At 42.7% G+C, this 24,331-nt stretch carries 18 protein-coding genes; 6 read left to right on the top strand and 12 right to left on the bottom strand.

Annotated elements, in window-relative coordinates:
• Positions 1-14: 14 nt before the first annotated feature.
• From DW917_RS01075 to DW917_RS01060, 4 genes are all read right to left on the bottom strand, one after another.
• On the bottom strand, positions 15-944 hold the full coding sequence (locus DW917_RS01075) for a YitT family protein (protein WP_118115657.1): 930 nt from the start codon (positions 942-944) through the stop codon (positions 15-17).
• 159 nt (positions 945-1,103) lie between these two features.
• Complete coding sequence (locus tag DW917_RS01070) at positions 1,104-1,289, bottom strand: DUF4250 domain-containing protein (protein ID WP_022111696.1); 186 nt, start codon at positions 1,287-1,289, stop codon at positions 1,104-1,106.
• A 40-nt stretch (positions 1,290-1,329) separates the two neighbouring features.
• Complete coding sequence (uvrA, locus tag DW917_RS01065) at positions 1,330-4,167, bottom strand: excinuclease ABC subunit UvrA (protein WP_118115654.1); 2,838 nt, start codon at positions 4,165-4,167, stop codon at positions 1,330-1,332.
• A 141-nt stretch (positions 4,168-4,308) separates the two neighbouring features.
• Positions 4,309-5,019 carry a gliding motility-associated C-terminal domain-containing protein gene (locus DW917_RS01060; RefSeq protein ID WP_118115652.1) on the bottom strand — a complete coding sequence of 237 codons (711 nt, stop codon included), beginning with the start codon at positions 5,017-5,019 and terminating at the stop codon, positions 4,309-4,311.
• A 151-nt stretch (positions 5,020-5,170) separates the two neighbouring features.
• Between DW917_RS01060 and DW917_RS01055 the strand changes: the two genes are divergently transcribed.
• The 4 genes from DW917_RS01055 to DW917_RS01040 all read left to right on the top strand — a co-directional run bounded on the left by DW917_RS01055 (position 5,171) and on the right by DW917_RS01040 (position 9,537).
• On the top strand, positions 5,171-6,535 hold the full coding sequence (locus DW917_RS01055) for a LysM domain-containing protein (RefSeq protein ID WP_118115650.1): 1,365 nt from the start codon (positions 5,171-5,173) through the stop codon (positions 6,533-6,535).
• 24 nt (positions 6,536-6,559) lie between these two features.
• A complete protein-coding gene (locus tag DW917_RS01050) occupies positions 6,560-7,321 on the top strand; it encodes a porin family protein (RefSeq protein WP_118115648.1) in 762 nt (253 codons plus the stop codon).
• Positions 7,322-7,336: 15 nt separating this feature from the next.
• Positions 7,337-8,713: an MFS transporter gene (locus tag DW917_RS01045; protein WP_118115646.1), complete on the top strand. Its 1,377-nt coding sequence runs from the start codon at positions 7,337-7,339 to the stop codon at positions 8,711-8,713.
• 149 nt (positions 8,714-8,862) lie between these two features.
• Complete coding sequence (locus tag DW917_RS01040) at positions 8,863-9,537, top strand: hypothetical protein (RefSeq protein WP_118115644.1); 675 nt, start codon at positions 8,863-8,865, stop codon at positions 9,535-9,537.
• Between the two features lie 95 nt (positions 9,538-9,632).
• On the opposite strand, the gene DW917_RS01035 is transcribed toward DW917_RS01040, so the two are convergent.
• Complete coding sequence (locus DW917_RS01035) at positions 9,633-10,508, bottom strand: RNA polymerase sigma factor RpoD/SigA (RefSeq protein ID WP_022111689.1); 876 nt, start codon at positions 10,506-10,508, stop codon at positions 9,633-9,635.
• Between the two features lie 336 nt (positions 10,509-10,844).
• Between DW917_RS01035 and DW917_RS01030 the strand changes: the two genes are divergently transcribed.
• Positions 10,845-12,395 carry a peptide MFS transporter gene (locus DW917_RS01030; RefSeq protein ID WP_118115642.1) on the top strand — a complete coding sequence of 517 codons (1,551 nt, stop codon included), beginning with the start codon at positions 10,845-10,847 and terminating at the stop codon, positions 12,393-12,395.
• Positions 12,396-12,529: 134 nt separating this feature from the next.
• Here the strand turns inward: DW917_RS01030 and aroC are convergent, their stop codons facing one another.
• The 3 genes from aroC to DW917_RS01015 form a co-directional block, all read right to left on the bottom strand.
• Entirely contained in the window at positions 12,530-13,645 is a 1,116-nt protein-coding gene (gene aroC / locus DW917_RS01025; RefSeq protein ID WP_118115640.1) for a chorismate synthase, read from the bottom strand.
• A gap of 64 nt (positions 13,646-13,709) precedes the next feature.
• Positions 13,710-14,321, bottom strand: a complete 612-nt coding sequence (locus DW917_RS01020) for a peptidylprolyl isomerase (protein ID WP_022111686.1) — start codon at positions 14,319-14,321, stop codon at positions 13,710-13,712.
• A gap of 155 nt (positions 14,322-14,476) precedes the next feature.
• A complete protein-coding gene (locus DW917_RS01015) occupies positions 14,477-14,752 on the bottom strand; it encodes a hypothetical protein (protein WP_022111685.1) in 276 nt (91 codons plus the stop codon).
• A 650-nt stretch (positions 14,753-15,402) separates the two neighbouring features.
• Between DW917_RS01015 and DW917_RS01010 the strand changes: the two genes are divergently transcribed.
• Positions 15,403-15,765 carry a hypothetical protein gene (locus DW917_RS01010; RefSeq protein ID WP_118115638.1) on the top strand — a complete coding sequence of 121 codons (363 nt, stop codon included), beginning with the start codon at positions 15,403-15,405 and terminating at the stop codon, positions 15,763-15,765.
• A 453-nt stretch (positions 15,766-16,218) separates the two neighbouring features.
• Here DW917_RS01010 and DW917_RS01005 read toward each other — a convergent pair whose 3' ends face one another.
• The 4 genes from DW917_RS01005 to DW917_RS00990 all read right to left on the bottom strand — a co-directional run bounded on the left by DW917_RS01005 (position 16,219) and on the right by DW917_RS00990 (position 24,222).
• Positions 16,219-18,486: a S8 family serine peptidase gene (locus tag DW917_RS01005; RefSeq protein ID WP_118115636.1), complete on the bottom strand. Its 2,268-nt coding sequence runs from the start codon at positions 18,484-18,486 to the stop codon at positions 16,219-16,221.
• A 92-nt stretch (positions 18,487-18,578) separates the two neighbouring features.
• Positions 18,579-20,744, bottom strand: a complete 2,166-nt coding sequence (locus DW917_RS01000; RefSeq protein ID WP_118115634.1) for a S9 family peptidase — start codon at positions 20,742-20,744, stop codon at positions 18,579-18,581.
• A gap of 118 nt (positions 20,745-20,862) precedes the next feature.
• The gene (locus tag DW917_RS00995; RefSeq protein ID WP_118115632.1) at positions 20,863-22,638 is read right to left on the bottom strand and encodes an ATP-binding protein; all 1,776 of its coding nucleotides are present in this window, start codon (positions 22,636-22,638) and stop codon (positions 20,863-20,865) included.
• Positions 22,639-22,938: 300 nt separating this feature from the next.
• Positions 22,939-24,222, bottom strand: a complete 1,284-nt coding sequence (locus DW917_RS00990) for an O-acetylhomoserine aminocarboxypropyltransferase/cysteine synthase family protein (protein WP_022327554.1) — start codon at positions 24,220-24,222, stop codon at positions 22,939-22,941.
• Positions 24,223-24,331: the final 109 nt, after the last annotated feature.

Genomic DNA, 24,331 nt, shown 5'->3' with positions numbered 1-24,331 from the left:
GTTTTGCTTGGAAATTATTTCCCTTCTATTTCTTCTTCTATCCCTTCTTCGCTTTTCTTCTTGATCTTACCCTTGATCTGGTCGAAGCCTTCGCCATATACGCCAATCACGGCACTCTGACTTACGAAGGCGTGAGGGTCTATCTCTTCGATGAGGCGGAAGATGGTTTGTGACTGGCGCTGCTTGGCCAGTACGAAGAGCATCTTTACTTGCTGACCGGAATAGAAACCGGAGGCATCTACTACAGTTACTCCACGATCGGCATCTGTATTGATACGCTTGCCTATCTCCTGATATTTCTTGGAAATGATAAAGAACTGTACGCTTCGGCGACGACTGTTGACCACCTGGTCGATACAGAAAGCCTGGACATAGAGTACTACATATCCATAGAGTACTTTCTCCCAGTCGTGGACTACCAAGTAGCTGGAGGAAATGATGAAAATATCACATATCATGATGACTCTGCCCAGAGAGATGTCGCGATACTTATTGACGATGGCTGCTACGATATCTGTTCCTCCCGTAGAACCTCCCGCAGAAAAACCGAGTCCGATACCGCATCCGCAAAATACTGCTCCTAAGAATGCTGCCCAAAGCGGTTGGCTCTGGAGAAGATGCAGATTTTCTGTATGGTGTGAAAAATAGGAGGTGAGAAGGGTTACTACGATTACGGCATAGATGGTTTTCATGCAAAACTTCTTGCCGAGAATGATCCAAGCTGCTACGATAAGACAGGAATTGACTATAAAATAAGGTATCTGTACTGGACATCCTGTGGCCCAATAGATAATAGAGGAGATACCAGGTAAGCCGCTGGCTGTTACGTTGGTAGGAAGGAGAAATACATTCCAGCCGATGGCATAGGAAATCATGCCGATGGCGATGAATACATAGTCTTGAATCTCTCGAAACAAGGGTCGCTTTGTTAAGTTTGCAGTCATGTCTTATTTTATTTTTTTATTTATTCTTGTTCGTTTTTCTTGTTTATTAAACTGATCTCTTTCCGAGATAATTATTGTGGCTGCAAAAGTACATAAAAAAACTCAGATAAAATAAATTATCTGAGCTTTTCTTGCATAATAATGCTAATTGATGCTGTTTTACCAGAACTTTTTCTGCTCTTCTGACCATTCGAAACCCTGGGTTGCCATTTTAGCTTCCAGATCGGCACGGTTTACATGGAAATGATAGCAAATCTCATCCAATGTATCAAACTCATGGTCGCGAAGCAGGAAGTTGATTGCGCTTACCAGCATCGGCACATCATTCATAGGTAATTTATCCATAAAGCAATCTTTTTTTTGTTAAAATATAGTGTTGAAAATCTTATTTCTTTTCTCTCTTGAGTTCTTCTGCCAGGAATCTTGGAGTGAATCCTTTCTTGCTCTTGGCTACTTCCTCTGGGGTTCCTGCACACAGCAACTGACCGCCTCCTCGTCCGCCTTCTGGTCCCATGTCAATGATGTAGTCTGCTAACTTGATGACGTCGAGGTTGTGTTCGATGATCAGTACCGTATTGCCTTTATCTACCAACTTCTCCAATACATCCATCAGGATGCGGATGTCTTCGAAGTGGAGTCCGGTTGTCGGTTCGTCTAAGATATAGAGGGTTTTGCCGGTATCACGCTTGGAAAGTTCTGTGGCAAGTTTTACTCGTTGACTTTCACCGCCAGAGAGAGTAGTGGAACTTTGTCCTAACTTGATATATCCGAGTCCGACGCTTTGCAAAGCCTTGACTTTCTGAAGAACCTGCGGTACGTTCTCGAAGAATTCTACAGCCTGATTGATGGTCATGTCAAGCACATCTGCAATACTCTTTCCCTTATATCTTACCTCTAAAGTTTCACGGTTGTATCGCTTGCCGTGGCAAACCTCGCATGGTACATATACATTCGGCAGGAAGTTCATCTCAATGGTCTTATATCCATTTCCCTTACAAGCCTGACAGCGGCCTTCACTAACATTGAAAGAGAAACGACCAGATTTGTAACCGCGTATCTTGGCTTCCGGCAAACCGGCAAAGAGTGTGCGGATATCAGCGAACACGTTTGTATAGGTAGCTGGGTTACTGCGAGGGGTACGACCGATTGGGCTCTGATCAACATTGACCACCTTATCTATGTTGTCTATGCCTTCGATACTGTCGTATGGCATCGGCTTTTTGAGCGAACGGTAGAAATGGCGAGAGAGTATCGGTTGAAGCGTCTCATTGACGAGTGTTGATTTGCCCGATCCGCTGACACCTGTTACCACAATGAGTTTGCCGAGTGGGAACTCGATATCTACATTCTTCAGGTTATTGCCCTTTGCACCTCGGATGATAATACTCTTACCATTGCCTTCACGTCTCTTCGCAGGAACTTCGATTTCTGTCTTGCCATTCAGATATTGCGCGGTGATAGTCTGGGTCTTCAGCATTTCTGCTGGTGTGCCCTGAAAGACAACTTCGCCTCCCTTGCGTCCTGCCTTCGGACCGATATCTACTATCCAGTCGGCTGCAAGCATCATATCGCGATCATGTTCTACTACGATGACGGTATTGCCGATGTCGCGAAGTTCTTTCAGACTGTTGATGAGGCGCTCGTTATCACGCTGATGCAATCCGATACTTGGCTCGTCGAGGATATAGAGTACATTGACCAACTGACTGCCAATCTGCGTGGCAAGTCGGATGCGCTGGCTTTCACCGCCGGAAAGGGAAGCAGACTGACGGTTGAGAGAGAGATAATTCAAACCGACATCGAGGAGGAAGGTTACGCGGGAACGTAATTCCTTTACGATTTCATGAGCCACCTTGGCTTTCATCTTCGGTAGATGCTCCTCAACATGTTCGAGCCAATCGAGCAATTCGTCGATATCGAGGGATGCTACTTCTGAGATGTTCTTATCCCAGATGCGATAGGAGAGAGACTCCTGTTTCAGGCGCATACCGTGACATTTTGGGCAATCTATGGTGGAGATAAACTGATCTGCCCACTTCTTTCCTGCAGTAGAGTCATCATTCTCCATGACTTTGTGGAGATAGTCGATAACACCATCGTATGCACAGATATAGTCGGAAGAGGTTTTTGTCTTTTCCTTCGGTATCTTTACGTTTTCAAGTGTACCATATAAAACTTCCTGCATGGTGTCTTCGTCAAGGTCCTTGATAGGTGTCTTGAGCGTGGCATCATGTTTCTCCAACAATGATTCTATCTGCCAGAAAATCTTCTGATCTTTGTATTTGCCTAAAGGTGCTATTCCACCAGCATAGATGCTGAGGTCTTCGTTTGGAATTACCTTCTTGAGATCTATCTGGTTTACCTTTCCCAAACCTTTGCAGTGTGGACATGCTCCTTCGGGAGAGTTGAAGGAAAACATGTTTGGAGCTGGATCCCGATAAGCCATTCCGGTAACAGGGTCCATCAGTCTCTTGGAGAAAATCTTGGATTCATCCTTCTCCTTATCAATGACCATCACCATGCCGTCGCCTTGTTTCATGGCTGTGGTGATACTCTTGCGAATGCGCTCTTCGTCGTCATCGCGAACTGCAAGTTTGTCGATGAGAACCTCGATGTTGTGGTTCTTGTATCTGTCCACCTTCATTCCACTTTCGAGTTCTATAAATTTTCCATCAACCCGCACATATAGGTATCCCTTGCGGCGCATACTCTCGAAGAGTTCGCGATAATGTCCTTTGCGCTGGCGGACGAGTGGGGCAAGGAGGAAGATGCGATGACCTTTGTAATCGCTGAGAATCATGTCGATGACCTGTTCCTCGGTATATTTTACCATCTCCTCGCCACTATGATAGCTGTAAGCAGTACCGGCACGTGCATAGAGCAGACGCAGGTAATCGTAAATCTCTGTGGTTGTGCCCACGGTGGAACGGGGATTCTTGTTGGTAGTCTTCTGTTCGATACTGATGACAGGACTGAGACCTGTAATCTTATCTACATCAGGACGTTCCATGCCGCCCAGGAAATTGCGGGCGTATGCAGAGAATGTTTCGATATAGCGTCGCTGGCCTTCGGCAAAAATGGTGTCGAAGGCTAAGGATGACTTGCCGGAACCGGAAAGTCCTGTAATTACTGTCAGTGAGTTGCGGGGAATCTCTACGTCCACATTCTTCAGGTTGTGAACTCTGGCTCCCCACACGTTTATCTTTTCTTCTTCTGAATTCATTGAAGTTAATTGATTCTTGTTGAAATGCTATTTTTGTATTGAAATGCTTCTTGAAAAGCTTTTCTCTTCTTGAAATACTTCTTTTTTATGGAAATACGACTTGAATGATTTCCTTTCTTTCTAATCCTGTTGCTCTCGGGTTTATTCCGTGGCCGTAGAACCGGATTCGATGTAGCCCCTCAACAGGTTGACATCCTTTTTGATGTTGTAGGTCTTGCCATCGGCTCCTTTTGCCTTGACCAGGCAGAAATAGACACCGTCTTTCACAGGCTTACCCTTATAGGTGCCATCCCAACCGCCTGCAGGGTCATTCCACTCATAAAGTTTCTGTCCCCAGCGATTGAAGATATATGCATGAAATTCGGTCAGACTCTGGTATCCGTCTTTCGCCTTGTAGATATCATTAATACCATCGCCGTTTGGTGAGAAGGCATTAGGCATCTGCAAGAAACTTTCAGAGATGGTAAGAGTGAGAGGAGAATCCTCATTGTTCTGTTCGATAACCTGTCCATCTTTCGTGAATTTGGCATAGAGGATGATGCGGTGCAGACCTGACTGATTAAATTCAAGATCTGTATTTTCTTCATACCTTATTATATATGGTACCGTATCGCTGTCGTGATAGATATGCCACTCATAGTAGGGCGTCCATCCAGAAATGTCAGTTGGGTTTGCCTTGAAAGCTGCCTTGATAGGAGCGGAACCTGAATAGGATGCGTCCTCATAAGTCTCACCATCACTGGTTGTATAGGTGACTGATGGGGCTATAGATGGTGCATCGTCTGCAAAACTGGTTGTTGCCATGGCAAAAAACACCATCAATAATAATATGAAATTCGTCTTTATTTTCATGTCTTTATGTAAATTTCTGCAAAGATAGCGCAATTTTCTGAATTAGAGTATGGTTGAATGAGAGTTTTTTTGTATTTTTGCAAATGAAATTATAAAATTAAGCAAAAGAAATCATAATTTTGTGGATTAATAACATAAATCAACGAAAAAAATGAAACAAAAAATGAGATACATCTTGTTGGGCATAGGATTGATTATTTTCAATGCCTCTGCGTTCTGCCAGACTACTAAATGGCGTGATATCTATACGGTAAAGAAAAAGGATACGATTTTCGGTATCGCCAATAAGTATGGATTGAGTCTGCCTGAACTGATGGAAGCCAACCCGGAAATGAAGAAGGAAGGATATATGCTCCAAAAAGGTGCTACTATCTTTATTCCTTTCGAGAAGAATACTGCTACTACGGCTGGTGCTGCTCAGACCAATGTGGCTCAGAAGCAGGTGGCTCCTCAGAAGAAAGCCAATACGGTGAATGTGGGGGTGATGCTTCCTCTTCATGATGTAGATGGTGACGGCAAGCGTATGGTGGAGTTCTATCGTGGCATTCTGATGGCTTGCGAAAAATTGAAGCAGCAAGGTATCTCTACGAATATTCATGCCTGGAATGTGCCTATTGATGCGGATATTCGTACTACTTTAGTACAGGAAGGTGCCAATCAGTGTGATCTTATCTTTGGTCCGCTTTATACCAAGCAGGTGGCTTCATTGGCTGATTTCTGCAAGACCTATGGCATCAAGATGGTGATTCCTTTTTCTATCAATGGTGACCAGGTGGATCGCTGCAAGGAAATCTTCCAGGTTTATCAGTCTCCGGAATCGCTCAATGATGCAAGCATCAAGGCTTTCCTAAACCGTTTTAAGAATGTACATCCTATCTTTGTGGATTGCAATGACAGTACTTCACGTAAAGGTAACTTTACTTTTGGTCTCCGCAAGGAACTGGAGAAGAGAAAGATTACTTATAGTGTGACCAACGTTAACTCTTCATTGGAATATTTTGCCAAGGCGTTTGTTCCTTCCAAACAAAATGTAGTGATACTCAATACGGGACGTTCGCCACAACTGACTCAGGTTTTGAATAAGTTGGATGAGTTTACCGCCAAGTATCCTGGTGCTGACATCTCCCTCTATGGTTATACCGAGTGGTTGATGTATGCCAAGTACAATCTCGACCGCTTCTATAAATATGATACTTATATCCCTTCCACATTCTATTATAATGCAAATTCTGCTAAGACGATAGATTTGGAGAGTAAATACAATACCTGGTTCCATCAACCTATGCAGATAGCAATGCCGCGATTTGCCATTACGGGTTATGATCAGGCGATGTTCTTTATTCAGGGTGTCAATAAGTATGGCAAGAATTTCACAGGGCAGATGACGCAGGTAAACTATACTCCTGTGCAGACTCCTCTGCATTTTGTCAAGACTTCAAAGGGTGGTTACCGTAATCAGATATTACAGTTGATCCATTATACATTCAATCGTCAGATAGAGGCGGTAACCTATTAAATGTGACATATTAAAGATAAGTAAATGAAAGCAATTAAGATATTGGTGATGTTTCTGATGCTGGGCGGTATGACAGCAAAGGCTCAGATCGGAGAACATCGCAATGACTTCTCTATAGGTGTAAATGGTGGTTACTTGATGAGTAGCGTGGGCTTTACTCCCAGTATTCCTCAAAGCCAACATGGAGGACTGACCGGTGGTTTCTCTTTCAGATATGTTTGCGAGAAATATTTCAAGAGTATCTGCTCTGTCTATGGAGAGGTGAATTTCGCTCAGGCAGGATGGAAGGAGAAAATTCTGGATATCGAAAATGCACCAGTCATCATCACCAATACGGGTGAACCGATGGCATACGAGCGTACCATCAGTTATGTTCAGGTTCCCATCTTTGCACATTTAGCATGGGGTAGAGAAACACGTGGACTGAATATCTTCGTTAATGCGGGCCCTCAGTTCGGATTCTATCTCAGTGAATCTACGAAGACCAACTTCGATCCGAAACACCTGCCAGCTACGGATAATGACAGGGTGAATAACATTATGGCGCAGGATACGATGGCTGTGGAGAATAAGTTTGACTATGGTATAGCTTTAGGCTTAGGTGCAGAATATAGTATCCCGAAGGTAGGACATTTCCTGGCTGAGGCTCGTTATTACTATGGATTGGGCAACATCTATGGCTCTTCCAAGAAGGATTTCTTTGGAAAAAGTAATTTCGGTCAGATTGTGTTCAAAGTATCATATCTTTTTGATATCGTAAAAACCAAGGATGTAAAGAGAAAATAATAAATATATAGATTAATGACAACTACAGAAAAATTTCAACAGAAACTGAGCGACTCTAAGTCAGCTCGCTGGTCAGCCTTACTGATCGTGGCTATCACCATGATGTTTGGCTACTTTTTTACAGACGTAATGTCACCATTGGAGCCGCTTTTGACAGCTGCTAAAGAGGATGGTGGCTTAGGACTCGGATGGACATCAGATGAATATGGATTCTTTTCTGGTTCATATGGATTCTTCAATGTGTTTCTTCTGCTCCTATTCTTTGGTGGTATTATCTTGGATAAGTTTGGCATCCGTTTTACTGGTGTGATTGCTACATTATTGATGTTTGCTGGTGCGTTGGTAAAATGGTATGCGGTTAGCAATCAGTTTACGGGTACTATCGCTGTGCCTTTCTTTGGTGAATATCAGACCCAAGTGGTACTTGCTTCTACTGGTTTTGCTATTTTCGGTGTAGGTAGTGAGATTTGTGGAGTTACAGTAACCAAGATACTTGCTAAGTGGTTTACTGGTCACGAAATGGCTTTGGCGATGGGTGTGCAGGTTGCTTTGGCTCGTCTGGGTACAGCTGCAGCCTTGAGTGCTTCTCTTCCGTTTGCCAAGATGATGGGTAGCGTTTCTGCTTCTGTAGGCTTAGGTCTTGCCCTGCTTTGTGCTGGTATCATGGTTTATCTTGTTTATTGCGTGATGGATAAGAAGGAAGATGCATCTGTTGCTGCTGTTGAAACGGAATCGGAAGAGGGATTCAAGTTCTCTGATTTGGCTGGTTTGGTGAAGACTACAGGTTTCTGGTATGTCGCAGTGCTCTGCCTCATGTTCTATGCAGGTGTGTTCCCATTCCTGAAGTTTGCTACCAAGTTGATGATTTTCAAGTATGGAGTAAGTGAAGATGTAGCTGGCTTTATTCCAGCTATGCTGCCTTATGGTACTATTATCCTGACTCCACTTTTTGGTAGTATATATGATAAATATGGTAAAGGTGCAACCTTGATGCTTATCGGCAGTTGTCTCTTGACCTTGGTTCATGTCGTATTTGCTTTGCCAATGGATTCATACGTGGTGGCTATCATCATGATGCTTATCTTAGGTGTTGCTTTCGGATTGGTTCCGTCTGCCATGTGGCCATCCGTACCTAAGATTATCCCGATGAAATTCTTAGGTTCTGCTTATGCTCTTATCTTCTATATTCAGAATATCGGCTTGGCTCTTGTTCCAGTTTGGATTGGTAAGGTTAATCAGGCTAACACGGCGGCTAATGGCGTGATAGACTATACGGAGACAATGACTATCTTTGCAGGTTTCGGTGTAGTGGCTATCTTGATTTCCATTCTTCTTATGCTGGAAGATAAGCGCAAGGGATATGGCTTGCAGAAGCCTAATATCAAGAAATAATTTTTCTCTGATAAGGTCTGCTGATTTTCTGATGCATTTTTTCAGAAATCATATTTGAATGATATTGAGTACTAAATAATTATAAACCCGGATGTTCTCTCATCCTATTGGTGGGATGAGGAACATCTATAAAAAAGAAAGGACTAACCATGAACACGACACCTGAAGCTCTTATAAAAGAGTATGCTGACCCGATAGAGCAGCAAGAGATTGACAAGTTCGTCTGTGCAGAAATGGGAAGACAGATTCACCGATATATCAAAGGTATGTCGGGTACTAAAACTGCCATGCTCAAGTTTGAGGAACGCTTGGCAAGTTTGACCTTGCCAGAGAAAGAAAAGGCGATAGCCAAGTATATTGACTTGAATAGAAAGGCGCTGGATGGCCTTGATTTGAAGATGATACTGGTTCGCTCTGTAGCTAACTATTGTGATACATTCCAATATATGTTGGAATTTGTCAATGACAAGCGCAAGATGATTTTCTATTATCTTCGCCTCAAAGAGAAGTATATCCAGTATCATGAGGTATTTGAGCAGGATGGAAAGTTTGGTATGAAGAATCATACGGGTGAGATTATGCTTTCGCCTCAGTATGACTTCCTCCGTACTTGCTATATTTACAATGACGACTTGAGCATGATGCCTGTAATAGCAGAAAAGAATGGCAAGATGGGGTTGGTTTATCCTGATGGTAATGATACCATTGTTGCAGACTTCCTCTATGATGAGATTTGTTTACGCGATGAATATCCTTATTTTGAAGCTGTCAAGGATGGTATGTCTGGACTGATAGATAAGGATGGAAATTTCATCCAGCATTAAGGCAAGACTTGATGAAGTAAAAGGAACCCTTTTTAGTTAATAGAGAAATATAAATATAAAAAAGCTTGGCAAATAAATTTTGCCAAGCTTTTTTTTTATCCTAAGTATTTCATGAGAATTTTTATCTTTCCACTGTCGCGAAGCTTCAGAATACTTTTTTCGCGAATCTGACGTACACGTTCACGGGTGAGATTGAACTCGCTTCCGATTTCTTCCAAGCCTTTCTCATGGCATCCGATGCCATAGCAATAGCAGAGAATATCACGCTCACGAGGTTTGAGAACAGCGTCAAGTACGCGCTTCAACTCACTGCTCATTGACTCGAAATCCACCTGCTTGTCTGTACGTGTGTCATCACCTGATGCCATCACGTCAACCATCGCATTGTCATCATCCTCGCCACCGAATGGAGCATCGATACTCATGTGGTGATTGTCAGCCTTGATGGTCTGGTCAATCTTAGTTTCCTCCATGTTGGTTATCTTACTCAATTCTGAAACGGATGGCTTGCGCTGATGCTCTTGCTCAAACTTACTAATCTCAGCCTGGATTTTACTCAAAGCACCTACCTGGTTGAGTGGCAGACGAACAATACGGCTCTGCTCTGCAATAGCTTGAAGAATGCTCTGGCGAATCCACCAAACTGCGTATGAGATAAACTTAAAACCGCGAGTCTCATCAAATTTCTCAGCAGCCTTTACAAGTCCGATATTTCCCTCATCAATCAAGTCGGTGAGCGAAAGACCCTGATGCTGGTACTGTTTTGCTACAGAAACCACGAAGCGGAGGTTGGCTTTCACCAATTTATCTTTAGCACGCTCACCCTCGCGACCGCCTTTGCGAATCTTCTGTGCGAGTTCGATCTCCTCATCAATAGAGACCATAGGTTCACGACCAATCTCCACCAAGTACTTATCAAGTGCTTCACTGGAACGGTTGGTTATACTCTTGCTAATCTTAAGTTGTCTCATAAATATTTATCTTTTTACCTGTATTTAATTGTCTATTAAATTATCTGTTTTATTATCGCTGAAACCGATATTACCTGTTTCGGGGTGCAAAATTACAAAAAAAACTGCAACTTCTTTGTCATATAAACCGAAAAAGTTTGATTTTATTGTGTATCTTCTTGAATATTTTTATTTTTTATCTGGCAGATAATTAGTAAAAGAATTGGAAATGTGCCTAAGTTGTTACATGATTTCACAACAAAAGTGAGGTAAAATTGATGAAAATAGTGCATATTGTTTGTATATTCAAAGATTTTCCGTATCTTTGCAAACAGATTAAAATTAATTATAATAATTATGTTTGAGAATCAACCTAAAGGTCTTTATGCGTTAGCTTTGGCTAATACTGGTGAGCGTTTTGGTTACTATACCATGCTCGCCATTTTTACGTTGTTCATGCAAGCTAAGTTTGGATGGACTGAGTCGCAGGCAGGACAGGTATATGCTATCTTCCTGGCCGTAGTTTATTTCGCACCTCTCTTCGGTGGTATGATTGCCGATAAGATTGGTTATGGCAAGTGTGTTACCATCGGTTTTGTAACAATGTTCCTAGGTTATCTGGGATTGGCAATTCCAACAGATGCCGACACGACTGGTCAGGTGTCTATGTTTGCAGGTTTGGCTTGCGTTTCCTTGGGAACGGGTCTTTTCAAGGGTAACTTACAAGTGCTTGTGGGTAATTTGTATGATGATCCAAAGTATGCGGAGCGTCGTATCGATGCGTTCAGCCTTTTCTACATGGCAATTAACATCGGTGCTATGTTTGCACCTTCTATGGCAAAGTGGATTACCAATGTATATCTCGGTCAATATGGTTTTGTGTATGATGCAGCCAATACCAATCCTGAATACCTGAGGGCGCTTTATGGTGCTTATGGCTTGTGCTTTGGCGTGGCTTGTGTTTCCTTGATTGTGTCTGCTGTCATCTACTTTGCTTGTCGTTCTTGGTTCAAGCACGCCGATGTGACGGCCAAGCAAGCTAAGGAGCAGGAGGGCAATGTCGAGGTGCTTACTCCTAAGCAGGAGAAGGATCGTGTCATCGCTTTGTTGCTAGTTTTCGCAGTGGTCATCTTTTTCTGGATGGCTTTCCACCAGAATGGTTCAGCCTTGACATTCTTTGCCAAGAAATATACCAACTTGACCGTGAGTGGTGGTATGCGCGTATGGTTTAATATCTTTAGCTTAGCTCTCATCGCTCTATCAGTTTACACTGGTTTTGGGTCGTTCCAGGCAAAGACTAGCAAGAACAAGATTATCTGTGGCGTTTCTACTATTGTCTTGTGGGCGGTAGCCATCGTTTTGTTTATGAGAATGGAAAATCCGACGATGGGTCAGCCTTCTGATTTTCAACAGTTCAATCCGTTCTTTGTTGTCGCATTGACTCCATTCAGTATGCTGTTCTTTGGTACGCTCACCAAGCAGGGCAAGGAGGTGAGTGCTCCTACTCGTATTGCTTGGGGTATGTTGGTGGCAGCTCTAGGCTTCGGTGTGATTACCTTGGCTTCGACCGATTTGATTTCACCAATGGCCTTGGGTGACAGCACCCAAAGTATCTTGTCTCCTGGATGGTTGATTTCCACCTATTTCACCTTGACACTTGCTGAGTTGCTGCTTTCTCCTATGGGCATAGCCTTTGTTTCTAAGGTAGCACCTCCTAAGTATAAGGGATTGATGATGGGTGGTTGGTTTGTAGCTACAGCAATCGGTAACTATTTGAGCTCAATCCCATCTATGCTTTGGAATAAGATTCCTTTGATGTATAATTGGGGTATTTTAATTGCGCTCTGTTTGATCAGTGCTATTGTTATGTTTGCTCTCTTGAAGAAGTTGAAGCAAATGACAGCGTAGGTCTCTTTTTGGCATAATGGCTTAATAGCCTATAACTGCTTTTGGGGTGAAAAAATGAAGCCTACTTCGATGCTTGTCGAAGTAGGCTTCATTGCCTTAAGAAGTAAGCTTCGTTCTATGATGAAGCTTACTCCTTATAATTTCACGGTCTTATTCAAAAGATAATTGTCGAGGATGACCATAGCTGCCATTGCTTCGACAACAGGTACTGCACGAGGCAGGACACATGGATCATGCCGACCACGGGCTTTCAGTAGGGTAGGATTGCCTTCCAGATCTACTGTATGCTGTTCTGTCAAGATCGTAGCTACGGGTTTGAATGCTATGCGGAAATAGATGTCCTGACCATTGCTGATACCACCTTGGATGCCTCCGCTGTGGTTGGTTGTCGTAGTAACATCCTGTCCGTCAGTAGGAGTAATGGCCTGATGAGTAGTACCTTCCTTGGCAGGAATAAATACATCGTTCTGTTCGCTGCCACGAGTAGTGACTCCCTCAAATCCTTCTCCATACTCAAATCCCTTGACGGCATTGATACCCAACATGGCTGCACCCAACTGTGCATGCAATTTATCGAATTCCGGTTCACCCAAACCAACAGGACAACCCTTGATAACACATGCAATAACTCCTCCAATGGTATCACCTTCAGATTTTACCTTGGCGATGAGATCTTCCATCTGTTTGGCTTTTTCCTGATCAGGGCAACGTACGATATTGTCTTCGATAGTTGTAAGATCATACTTCCGGTAGTCTCTATCAAGGGCAATATTGCCAACCTGAGATGTGTATGCGGTGACGCTGATGCCGAGTTGACGCAGTGCCAATTTAGCAAGAGCTCCTCCTACACATCTGGCGATGGTGATACGGGCAGAAGAACGACCTCCGCCGCGATGGTCGCGGATGCCATATTTCTCATGATAAGTATAGTCTGCATGAGAAGGACGGAACAGACAACGCATGTTCTCGTAGTCCTGTGAATGCTGGTTGGTGTTTCTTACCTCGAATCCGATAGGTGTTCCTGTGGATTTACCCTCGAAAACGCCACTGAGAAACTCCACTTTGTCAGCTTCGTTTCTGGAAGTTGTAATATGACTTTGTCCTGGTCGGCGACGATTCAGTTCACTCTGAATGAAATCCATATCAATTTCGATGCCAGCAGGGAAGCCGTCAATTACACCGCCTACAGCTATACCATGGCTTTCGCCAAAAGTGGTAAGCGTGAAGAGATTGCCAAAAGTATTTCTCATAAAATTATGGGTTTATTGTCATGAAAAAAATGGGGCATGAAAGCCCCATCTTCATATTGTATGATTATTTATTGCAGTCACAACCGCCCTCGCAGTTGCCACCTTCGCAATTTCCATCCTTGCAGTCGCCACCGCAGTTCTCGCAGCTACCGCCGCAACCCTGCTGACCTTCACCGCTCAGGAGCTTAGCCATGTGTGCAACCTCTTCAGCAGTAGCCTCGCGGTTTTCCAAAACCTCACCACAGAAGTTGAGCTTCTTGCCTGACAATGGGTGGTTGAGGTCGATCTTAACCTTGTCCTCTGAGATAGCTAATACAAGACCTAAGAAACGGTTACCATCCTCGTTCTGGAGAGGAATTACTGCACCAACCTGTACATGCTGAGCATCAAACTGACCGTTGATAGTGAAGATTTGCTTGTCGAGTTCGATGACACGCTCGTCGAAATGCTCACCATATGCCTGGTCTGGAGTCAATTCGAAGTCAAACTCAGCACCTTTCTCGAGGTTAACTACCTGCTCCTCGAATGAAGGGAGAGTTGCACCCATGCCGCTTACGAAGATGAAAGGACGCTCGTCAGCAGTCTTCTCAAGCAATTCTTCGTTACCATCGTCACCTTTAGTTGTGTCATAGAGTGAGTATGACAAAACGATAAATTTGTTTTTTGTTTCTTCCATTTTATTTATTTTTTATTTTATTATAGTCACTTTTTACCATTAATTTTTTTTGCTAATAATTTTGGATCTTTGATTTTTACTGTGGTTTCTTTATTGATAATTTAGAAGATTACCCCAGTATATGAAAAGTCCAAAAGGACAAAGAACCACATGGTTTATTTCTTGGTTCTTTTTCTTTTCTGAACTCCTTTTACCATTTCCATGCGCTCCAGATAAATAGGGCGCCATTTGTCAATGATGTCTTGCAAGCTCTTGCTTTGTTGCGCGAGTTGTCCATATTCCTCAGAATCCAACAGATTTTCCTTCTTGAGTTCAAGCATGCGAGCTAAGAGATGTTTCTGGTGTTCTTCCGCAGCTTTGAGTTGGTTGCCTAACTTTTCCAGACTCTCCATGAAAGCAAGCGCTTTGTCTATATGATTTTGTTCTTCCATATATCTTATTCTACATGATTATATATATAGGTGTTTGCACATTGACTGCAAAGGTACAATAAAAAATCGACAATCGGCAAAGAATGTGAAAGAAATTATTCCACTTTGCTATATTTCCCCTTTATATTCTTGATTACATACTGTTAATCCACAGATATACGAATGAGCAAGGTTTGCCCAAGCTTTGGGCATAGATGCCACAAGGCTTGGGTGACTTTTCCTGATTTCAGTAGACACTTTTTTACTTTATAAACTAAAAAGGTAGTCACTATCAATTTCATAAAACTGAAATAGTAGTCACTCCATATTTTTTGTTTCTAATTTTATAAACACAATAAAAAAGGCTTTATTTTATAAGATTCTGTATAGATATACTGTTTTCTTACATATTTAAATAAAAAGTGTAATAAAAGCTACGATATGTTAGAAAAAAGAGGATGGTTCTTTGACTTAAATCAAAAAAGAAAGGGTTTTGGCAACTTTTTTAATAAAATGTTTGCGAGCACAGTGGAAAGTTCGTATCTTTGCATCGTCAAAAAGAAAAAGACAAAAATTTAGGATAATGTAAAACGAGCTAATCCTTCGGGTAAGGAAATGCCAATCATTTACACAATTGGTAGGCTCACAAAGTAAAGAAAGGTAAAAAGATTATGAAAAAGTTAGTAGTTTTGGCAGTAGCATTGTTGAGTATGACAACTACTTTTGCAGCAGATGAGAATGCAAGTGCAACAGCAGCAACAGCTGCTTACAACATGAATATCAAGATGGGTCCTTTGGCTGATGCTTTGTCTCTTAACATTGATCAGGTTGAGGCTGTAGCAGATGTTCATAAGAACTTCACTGCAGAGATGATGAATGCTGCTATTGCTCCAGCTGAGGAGCGTGATGCAATGGTAGGTAAGGCTATTAATAAGGATTTGAAATACATGCATACTATTCTTTCTGAGAAGCAGTATCGCAAGTATTTGATATTGCTCAATGCAACTCTCAAGAATCGTGGTCTCATCAAGTAATGATTCTTGAAACAAAAGAAGAAAATATTATAATAAGAGAGAGATAATTTTGAGAAACTGTGTGTCAGCTTTTGGCACACAGTTTTTTTTGTCTTCAAAATGATTGTTTCCAATCTAATTGTTTTCAAATTGATTATATTCAAACTTGATAGATCTCAATAGAAAACAAAAAAGGGAATCCTCACGGACTCCCTCTTGCTTATTATACAAAAACATTATGAATTTTATTTAATTAGCGAACAAGATTCGATATTATTATTATCTAACTTAACTAATCCATCTAAAAGTTTCAAATCAGCTATAAGGTTCAATCATTCATCTGCATGAAACATTATCACTTATAGGTTAAGCCTCTGCTTTTAACGATTGCAAAGGTACGAAGTTTTTTTGATTGCTGCAATACCTAAAAATGGGGGTTTTATCCAAATACCTATTTATAATGATGGTTGAAAATTACTTTTTTCGTATCAGCGATGATCCTTGAATAGCTTGATAACCAGATAGTTGTATGATATAGATGCCCGTAGGCAATTCTGATATGTCACATAGATATTCCATTTCTCCTGATTGCATCTTTTCCACTTTCATTCTTATTCCAGATAAGTTATAGACAGAAACCCTAAAATCTTGAGTGGCTTTTTCTGTGAGATTGATGCATATCTTGTTCCTGTCCATACCGATTTGAGCTTTTTGAGGTAGATAAGTACTGATATCTGATATTCCGTCCAGATTCAAAGCAGCCAATAGTCCTCGGTAAACATCCAGTTTTCCGTAACCCCAGTGGTTGTTTGGTATATCTTGTTCTTTGTCTAAAGGAATGCTCGTCTTCTTGATAATATCCAAAACATCCTGACTGTTTAGACTCGGATTGGCTTCTAACCATAGGGCAATTGCTCCGCCCACAACCGGAGAAGCCATAGAGGTACCACTATTGGAATGCCAAAAATAATTTCTTCCCTGATAGGTATAACTGGAAATGCGGGTGTCCCTGTCCCAGTTGTCGGGATGACATACTTCATAGAATGAGTTATAGGATGAAATGACCGTACTGCCCGGTGCAATTACATCTGGTTTGATTCGTTCATCGAAGGTTGGTCCTATTGACGAATAGGCTCCAAGTGTTCCGATGGACAGTGTTTCAGACTGCTTATATTTTCCCTCTATATCCGTATAGCCGGTATGGTTGATGGTGGCACCTACGCAGATCACACTCGGGTAAGATGAAGGGGAATTGATGCTATGCGACTTCTCGCAGTCTGCAAGTGACGGATCTACAGAGCAGATATACATATTGCCCGAACCATGATATACTTGAACGTCTGCGTCTTTGCCCATTACCTGATAAGCTATATAGTTGGTTAAACCCACATTTTTTTCGTCTAAGGCTTTCACCATCCAGTCATAGCATATTTCTTCTTTCTGATAACAGGAAGGGTATGCCCCCATCATCATGACATACCTTTTTCCAGCCACCTCTACTGTGTCAATCAGGGTAGAGTCGGCAGTAGCTAAAATCTTTTCGGTATTCACATCAAAGATATGAGGATGCGTTCTTTCTTCATAAATGGTGGTGCGCAAAGTAAATGGCTGAGATGATTTGGCGATGTGATAGACGTATGGTTTGGCACTATTCACAAAACAGCCCGCACTTTCTTTTTCCAATGGCTTATGCATATAGTAATATTGTTGACCATTGTTGCCGGCTGAAGATACCAATACATGACCGGGAATGCGGGGCAGACTATCTAAAATCTCGCCATATAGCAAGTCTGTTCCATCAAAATCCTGTCCAGCTCCTTCGCTAAATGAGATGACGCATGGTTTACCTACCTGATCCGCATAATCGAAGATATACTTGAATCCTAAGGCATCCATGGCATAAGTAAATTTATAAGTTTGGGAAGAATCAATCAATGCAGCATTTTCGGATGTCGCATTTGCTACCAGACAAATATCGCTTTCGTATGCCATGCCGTGGTATTTGCCAGGAATATCTGAAGCCACTCCTTCACATCCGCTTCCTGCTGCTATTCCCAAGGTATGTGTACCATGTGAATTATCATATCCATCTCTCGAACATCCTAATGCAAGCAGATGTTCTTTTCCGATATATTCGCGGCCTACAGGCAATGTACTCTGTAAGGTGTCTGAAGATATCTGATCCCAAAAAGCCTTGATGCGATAATCTGTCATCTGTGGGTTGTAGAAATTCGGATTTGTAAAGTCGAAACCGATATCCATAATGCCCATTACTACGCCTTTTCCTGTATAGACCTGTGGCAAATTCCTACCTTCATATACGGGTAAAGCATTGGTCTGAATGATGACAGAATCTAAAGTACATTTCGGGTTCATGTTGGCTTCGATGCGTTGTATCTCTGGTAATGATGATAGACGGGATACAGAGTTCAGCGGAATCGTAGCGATGTATATATTACCATATCTGGCCCAAACCTTGCCACCATGCTGGTGTAGCACTTTTTTTCCGTCTCCCAACACTTTGATAAAAGCAGTAGTCATGGGAGAGGGGATGCCTGTTATTGTTTTCTTTGCTTTGACATCATGTATTTTGGCAAGATTGACGGTTTGTTTTTCTTTCTCGCGTTCCTCTAAAACATAGTGTCGGAGCATAGGAGAAAGTTTGGATAGACATGCTCTTTGGGCATAGGCTCCATGTCCGAAGAATATAGTCAAGGTCAAATATAGTAATAGCTTTTTCATACAAGTAAGATTGTGATTAAGAAGAAAAGGAATCCCCGTGAAAGAGGATTCCCTGTTTTTTTGAGATTTTAGCTTTTAAAAAACTAAAGGATTTATTTCTTTAACCATTTATCAAGCCAGTTGAAGAATGTTCTCTGCCAAAGAATACCATTCTGTGGTTTCAAAACCCAGTGATTCTCGTCAGGATAGATGAGAAGTTCTGCAGGAATACCGCGCATACGGGCAGCGTTGAAAGCTCCCATACCTTGATTGGCATTGATGCGATAGTCTTTCTCTCCATGAATACAGAGGATAGGAGTATCCCATTTATCAACAAACTTGTGAGGACTGTTCTCGTAAGTCTTCTTGGCATTTCCACTCAGGTCCTTATTCCAATAAGCATCCTCATATTCCCAGTTAGAGAACCATGCCTCCTCTGTGTCTGTGTACATGCTCTCCAAGTTGAAAGCACCATCGTGAGCAAAGAATGCCTTGAAACGCTTGTTGTGATGGCCGGCGAGATAGTAAACAGAGAAACCACCGAAACTTGCACCGACGCAACCTAAGCGATCCTTATCTACGTATGGCAGATTGGCTGCTGCATCATCGATAGCAGAGAGATAGTCGTTCATACACTGACCGGTCCAGTCGCCAGAGACTTCCTCGTTCCATTCACTACCGAAACCTGGAAGACCACGGCGATTAGGCAATACCACTACATAACCGTTGGCAGCCATGATCTGAATATTCCAGCGATAGCTCCAGAATTGACTTACTGGACTCTGAGGACCACCTTCGCAGAAGAGAAGGGTAGGGTATTTCTTGGTAGCATCAAAATTGGATGGCAACATAATCCATACCAACATCTGCTTACCATCTGTAGTCTTTACCCAACGCTGTTCGCACTTTCCGAGGTTCAACTGGTTCAGAATATGGTCGTTCTCGTGAGAAATCTGTTCTACCTTAGTACCTTTGGCATCCTTACCAGGGGTAACGATATAGATATCGGTAGGATGACTCATGCTTGCACGGGTAGCGAGAATCTTGTTGCCATTATTTGCCAAAGCTACGCTACCATAATCAGCCCAGTCGTTGGTGATCTGTTTAACTTCGCCCTTGAAGTTGGCCTGATAGAGGTTCAGGGTTCCGTGCCAAACACCGATGAAAGTAAGGCTCTTGTTGTCCTTGTTCCATACGAATCCTTCTACGTTGGAGTCAAACTTGTCTGATACATAATTTTTCTTACCCGTAGCCAGTTCGTAAACACAAAGACGGTTGCGGTCGCTTTCATAACCATTGCGTGCCATGCTTTGCCATGCGATGTACTTACCATCAGCAGAGAATTGTGGATTGGTATCGTAACCAGGATTGTTTTTCAGATTTTCAGGAGCATTGACAGCCTGATTCTTCATGCTCTTGGTTGCATCAATCTTTGGCTCTACATAACCAGCCTCCTTGCAGAGATTCTTGGTCTCGCGTGTACCTATATTATATAGGTAGATATCAGAGTCGGTAGAGATGGCATACTGAACGCCCTCTTTCTTGCGACAGGTATAGGCGATAGTCTTTGAATCAGGGCTCCAGGCTAACTGCTCGATACCGCCGAATGGTGCCATAGGACATTCGAATGGTTCACCTTTCAGAATATCTTCTCCCTCGTTGATGGTGCCGTTTTCTGTGACATCAGCAACAAAAGGGTGCAATATGCTCTCCACGTAGTGATCCCAGTGGCGATAGTTCATGTCTGTTACCAGACGACCAGTGGCGAGTGGCAGGTCTGAAGGATTCTCCTTGATGGTGCCATGATAAGGCAACTCCTTGATGAGGATGACCTTCTTGCCGTCTGGAGAGAATTTGAATCCCTCGATGCCTAACTTATCGTTGGTCAACTGCTTGCGATCGGTTCCGTCTGGGTTCATGCTCCAGAGCTGTCCCTCCCGGAGAAAAGCAATCTTTTGTCCACCGGCTATCCAGGCAGCATCACTTTCGCTTTTGGCATCAGTGGTGAGTGCTTTTTTGTTCTTACCGTTGGCATCCATGACGAATAACATCTGGTGGCCTTTGTTTTCTTTCACACTGTAATAACCTACCTGATAAACGATTTGCTTGCCGTTAGGTGAAGCCTCGGCTGCACCGATACGTCCCATAGCCCAGAGAGCCTCAGGAGTCATCAGGTGGTTTTCTACCTTGATCTCATTCTTTTGAATCATAGTTTGTGCATCAACTGTAGTGGTACTCATCGTGAGTGCAGCTGCAGCTAAAATCATTGCTTTAATCATTGTATTTAATTTTATTTGAGTTTTTTTTTCTTAACAACAATAGCGTTTATTCTCAACTTGAATAACGCTTATTCCTATTTGAATATGGCTGGGTGAAGAGAGAAAATGTAAATGGGAGTTATTGATTATTAACTTCTTCGCACACCACCATCTCAGTACCTCTGTAAATGACGACAATCTTGTGAAGTTGGGTGGTCTTCACGGCGGAAGTGACCACTTCGCTTTGAGCGTAGCGGTTCACTTGAACCTCGGCTTCTTTGAAAAGCTGTTGGATGTGTGCGTCAGTATCTTTCGATTTGGCGTACTTGAGTTCCACAATATAAGAGTGGGTCATGTCGCTATAGATGTCGAGCAGCGGACATAGGAATATGTCAGCATATCCTTCCTGAGTATCTTTTTCGGAGATAGGACGATAGTACTGATTTTGGCAAGTCATAGCAAGCGTGAAGCCATGCACAAAATACTCCCCTTTCTGATGGTCTCGTTGGGAGGCGTATTTATGCAGGCTATCGGCAATGTACTGGAAGTATGCCTTCCATTTTCCATCATAAGCAAGATTGCTTGCCAACTCATTCTTTTCGTAGCTGTCGAATGAGAGGTCGTTTTCTTTGTAGGTATCGAGCAGATAAGTAAATAGCTGCTCGCGTACAACCTCGTTTGGAATAATAAATTTGGTCTTTCCTTTGTATGTTCCGTCGATGGTGACCATTCCGAAGTAAAACAATAGGCTGACGAAATTGTCGGGATTGCCTATCAGCTCGGCAGGAAATCCCGACTTGAGTTCGCCTGTGATGTAACCTTGCTGCACCAGTAGCTGGATGATAGAGGCATCGTGGGCAAACTCCTTGTCTCTGCGGATGAGCATGCGGAGCTTGTTGTAGTCGGTACGGATGTTTTCGTCTATCATGTGGTCGGGCACCTCACAATCATTGTTCACATAATTGTCGATGAAGTAAAGTACCATGTTGGAGTTATACATCGTCACTTTGCCGTACTTCTTGAGTGCAAAGCAATAGTTGTCGTACCATGGCTTCATGATGGTTATCAACTCATCGATGGTATGGTTGAACTCATATTGGGTGGAGTAGTATTCGAGCATGTCACGCACTTCTTTCTCCGTGAATCCCGTCAGTTCATTGAATTGGGCACTCAGAGTGTAGTTGGTGCCGATGTTGAATCCACTGGTCAGGTCGTCTAATGTGACAGGGCTGACTCCTGTTACAAATACACGGGCGATGGTAGAATCTGTACCAGCCTTGATCGTGTCGAAGAAAGTGCGCAAGTATCTCTCGCCATGAGTCTCTTTGCGATATTTGTCCAGACAGTTGGGCTCTGCAAGAATCTTGTTGGTGAAATGGTCGTATTCGTCGATGAAGAGGAACACCTTGGCATTGGTCTTCTCGCATTCACGGCACAGAAAGTTCAGTTGCTTGACCGCACCATCCAGTTGGTTCATACCTTCTTTGATGCCTTTCGGCAAATATTGCGCATATACATCGCAGAAAAAATTAAAGGCTATGCGACAATGGTCGTCTAATCCCTTTTTATAGTCATTTAGTTCTGCATTTACTATTGAAAAGTTGAGTTTGATGACAAGATATTTGTTGTGCTCGGGTGTGGGATGTTGACCGATGTAGAGATGACCGAAGAGTTTGTCGAAGATGCCTGCTCGATTGATGTCGTAGTAATGCTCAAGCATGGAGAGAGTAAGGCTCTTGCCGAATCGGCGAGGGCGGAGGTAGAAGAAGAACTTGTTGGCTCTTTCTATTTTCTCCACGAATGGAGTCTTGTCGACATAATAGCAGTCATCCTCGATGACGGCTTTGAAGTTCATCAGGCCGTAAGGGATGCGCTTGGGATATTTTCGAATGCTCGTTGATTGATTCTCTACCATATTTTTACACCTTTTTTTATATTGTTCTGCAAAAATAAGGATAATTTTCCGAAAGAACAAGAAACTCTTCAAAAGATATGTTAAACATTTTACCATGATTCACTTTTCTTTGTACTTTTGTGCAAAGAAAAGTGGCTCATGAGAGATTGTCTATCCACGGACAATCTCCCATGAGCCGTCGAGGGCTATCATGGATAGGACAGAACGTTGAAAAAGACCAAGAGTTTCTTTTTTATCGAAACCTCATAGGAAATGCTTTTCTGTCTTATGAATTAAGCAACATTATAGGGTGTGCTTATATTATATCTTGTCTAAAGCCTGCTTGATATCATCCAGAATATCCTCCACATCTTCAATACCTACTGAGAGACGGATCAAGTCTGGAGCTACGCCAGCTTCTTTCAACTGCTCATCTGTCAATTGGCGGTGGGTATGGCTGGCAGGATGAAGTACGCAGGTGCGGGCATCCGCTACGTGAGTCACGATGTTGATCATATCGAGCGAATCCATGAACTTGATAGCTGTTTCACGGTCACCCTTCAAACCAAAGGCGATGACACCGCAGGTACCATTTGGCATGTATTTCTGAGCAAGTTCGTAATAGGCATCGTCTTTCAGTCCACTGTAATGAACCCAAGCTACGCGAGGATCGTTGTGCAGAAATTCTGCCACCTTTTGAGCATTCTCACAGTGCTGGCGCATACGCAGATGCAGACTCTGCAAACCCAGGTTGAGGATGAATGAGTTCATTGGGGCTGGGATACTTCCGAGATCGCGCATCAGTTGAGCTACAAGTTTAGTGGTATAACCCATCTTGCCAAATGCTTTCACGTATGTCAAACCGTGATAGCTGTCATCTGGTGTGCAAAGACCTGGGAACTTTTCAGCATTCGCCATCCAGTCGAAGTTACCACTATCTACTACTACACCACCCACCTGAGATGCAGTTCCATCCATATACTTGGTGGTAGAATGAGTTACGATGTCAGCTCCCCATTCAAAAGGACGGCAATTGATAGGAGTGGCAAAAGTATTGTCAACAATCAGTGGAACACCATTTTTGTGGGCGATGCGGGCAAACTTCTCGATATCAAGAACGGCACATCCAGGGTTGCTGATGGTTTCGCCGAAGACAACCTTGGTGTTAGGACGGAATGCTTTCTGGATTTCTTCCTCGCTATCGTTAGGATTGACGAATGTACATTCTATGCCGAGTTTCTTGAGTGTTACACCGAAGAGATTGAAGGTGCCACCATAAATCTCATTGGAAGTCACGATATGGTCGCCAGCTTCGCAGATATTGAAAACGGCATAGAAGTTGGCAGCCTGACCGCTACTTGTCAGCACAGCACCCACACCACCTTCAAGCTGTGCTATTTTCTGTGCTACAGCATCATTGGTAGGGTTCTGGAGACGGGTATAGAAATATCCTTCTTTCTTAAGATCGAAGAGCATAGCCATCTCTTCAGAATTGTCATACTTAAATGTTGTACTCTGAATGATAGGCACTTCAATAGGCTCACCATTCTTTGGCTGATAGCCTCCCTGTACACAGATGGAAGCTGTACGTAATTTCTTTTCCATTGTCGGTTATATTTTTAATGTTGTATTTCTATATTTACATTCCTCAATGACGCTCATTGTCCTCTTTGCATTCCTTTAATAGATATCTTGTAACACCTTGATAATCTGT

It is taken from the genome of Prevotella sp. AM42-24, assembly GCF_003461825.1.
Classification (GTDB): domain Bacteria; phylum Bacteroidota; class Bacteroidia; order Bacteroidales; family Bacteroidaceae; genus Prevotella; species Prevotella hominis.
The sequence above is the reverse complement of the archived record's forward strand: the minus strand, read 5'-3'. Positions and strand labels throughout refer to the sequence as shown.

What these genes read in the sequence shown, in the direction of transcription:
- DW917_RS01020 (WP_022111686.1), bottom strand. Translation starts at nt 14,321, where the DNA reads ATGGAAGAAACAAAAAACAAATTTATCGTTTTGTCATACTCACTCTAT.
- DW917_RS01075 (WP_118115657.1), bottom strand. Translation starts at nt 944, where the DNA reads ATGACTGCAAACTTAACAAAGCGACCCTTGTTTCGAGAGATTCAAGAC.
- aroC (WP_118115640.1), bottom strand. Translation starts at nt 13,645, where the DNA reads ATGAGAAATACTTTTGGCAATCTCTTCACGCTTACCACTTTTGGCGAA.
- DW917_RS01015 (WP_022111685.1), bottom strand. Translation starts at nt 14,752, where the DNA reads ATGGAAGAACAAAATCATATAGACAAAGCGCTTGCTTTCATGGAGAGT.
- DW917_RS00995 (WP_118115632.1), bottom strand. Translation starts at nt 22,638, where the DNA reads ATGGTAGAGAATCAATCAACGAGCATTCGAAAATATCCCAAGCGCATC.
- DW917_RS01070 (WP_022111696.1), bottom strand. Translation starts at nt 1,289, where the DNA reads ATGGATAAATTACCTATGAATGATGTGCCGATGCTGGTAAGCGCAATC.
- DW917_RS01000 (WP_118115634.1), bottom strand. Translation starts at nt 20,744, where the DNA reads ATGATTAAAGCAATGATTTTAGCTGCAGCTGCACTCACGATGAGTACC.
- DW917_RS01005 (WP_118115636.1), bottom strand. Translation starts at nt 18,486, where the DNA reads ATGAAAAAGCTATTACTATATTTGACCTTGACTATATTCTTCGGACAT.
- DW917_RS01045 (WP_118115646.1), top strand. Translation starts at nt 7,337, where the DNA reads ATGACAACTACAGAAAAATTTCAACAGAAACTGAGCGACTCTAAGTCA.
- DW917_RS01050 (WP_118115648.1), top strand. Translation starts at nt 6,560, where the DNA reads ATGAAAGCAATTAAGATATTGGTGATGTTTCTGATGCTGGGCGGTATG.
- DW917_RS01040 (WP_118115644.1), top strand. Translation starts at nt 8,863, where the DNA reads ATGAACACGACACCTGAAGCTCTTATAAAAGAGTATGCTGACCCGATA.
- DW917_RS00990 (WP_022327554.1), bottom strand. Translation starts at nt 24,222, where the DNA reads ATGGAAAAGAAATTACGTACAGCTTCCATCTGTGTACAGGGAGGCTAT.
- DW917_RS01010 (WP_118115638.1), top strand. Translation starts at nt 15,403, where the DNA reads ATGAAAAAGTTAGTAGTTTTGGCAGTAGCATTGTTGAGTATGACAACT.
- DW917_RS01030 (WP_118115642.1), top strand. Translation starts at nt 10,845, where the DNA reads ATGTTTGAGAATCAACCTAAAGGTCTTTATGCGTTAGCTTTGGCTAAT.
- DW917_RS01060 (WP_118115652.1), bottom strand. Translation starts at nt 5,019, where the DNA reads ATGAAAATAAAGACGAATTTCATATTATTATTGATGGTGTTTTTTGCC.
- DW917_RS01055 (WP_118115650.1), top strand. Translation starts at nt 5,171, where the DNA reads ATGAAACAAAAAATGAGATACATCTTGTTGGGCATAGGATTGATTATT.
- DW917_RS01035 (WP_022111689.1), bottom strand. Translation starts at nt 10,508, where the DNA reads ATGAGACAACTTAAGATTAGCAAGAGTATAACCAACCGTTCCAGTGAA.
- uvrA (WP_118115654.1), bottom strand. Translation starts at nt 4,167, where the DNA reads ATGAATTCAGAAGAAGAAAAGATAAACGTGTGGGGAGCCAGAGTTCAC.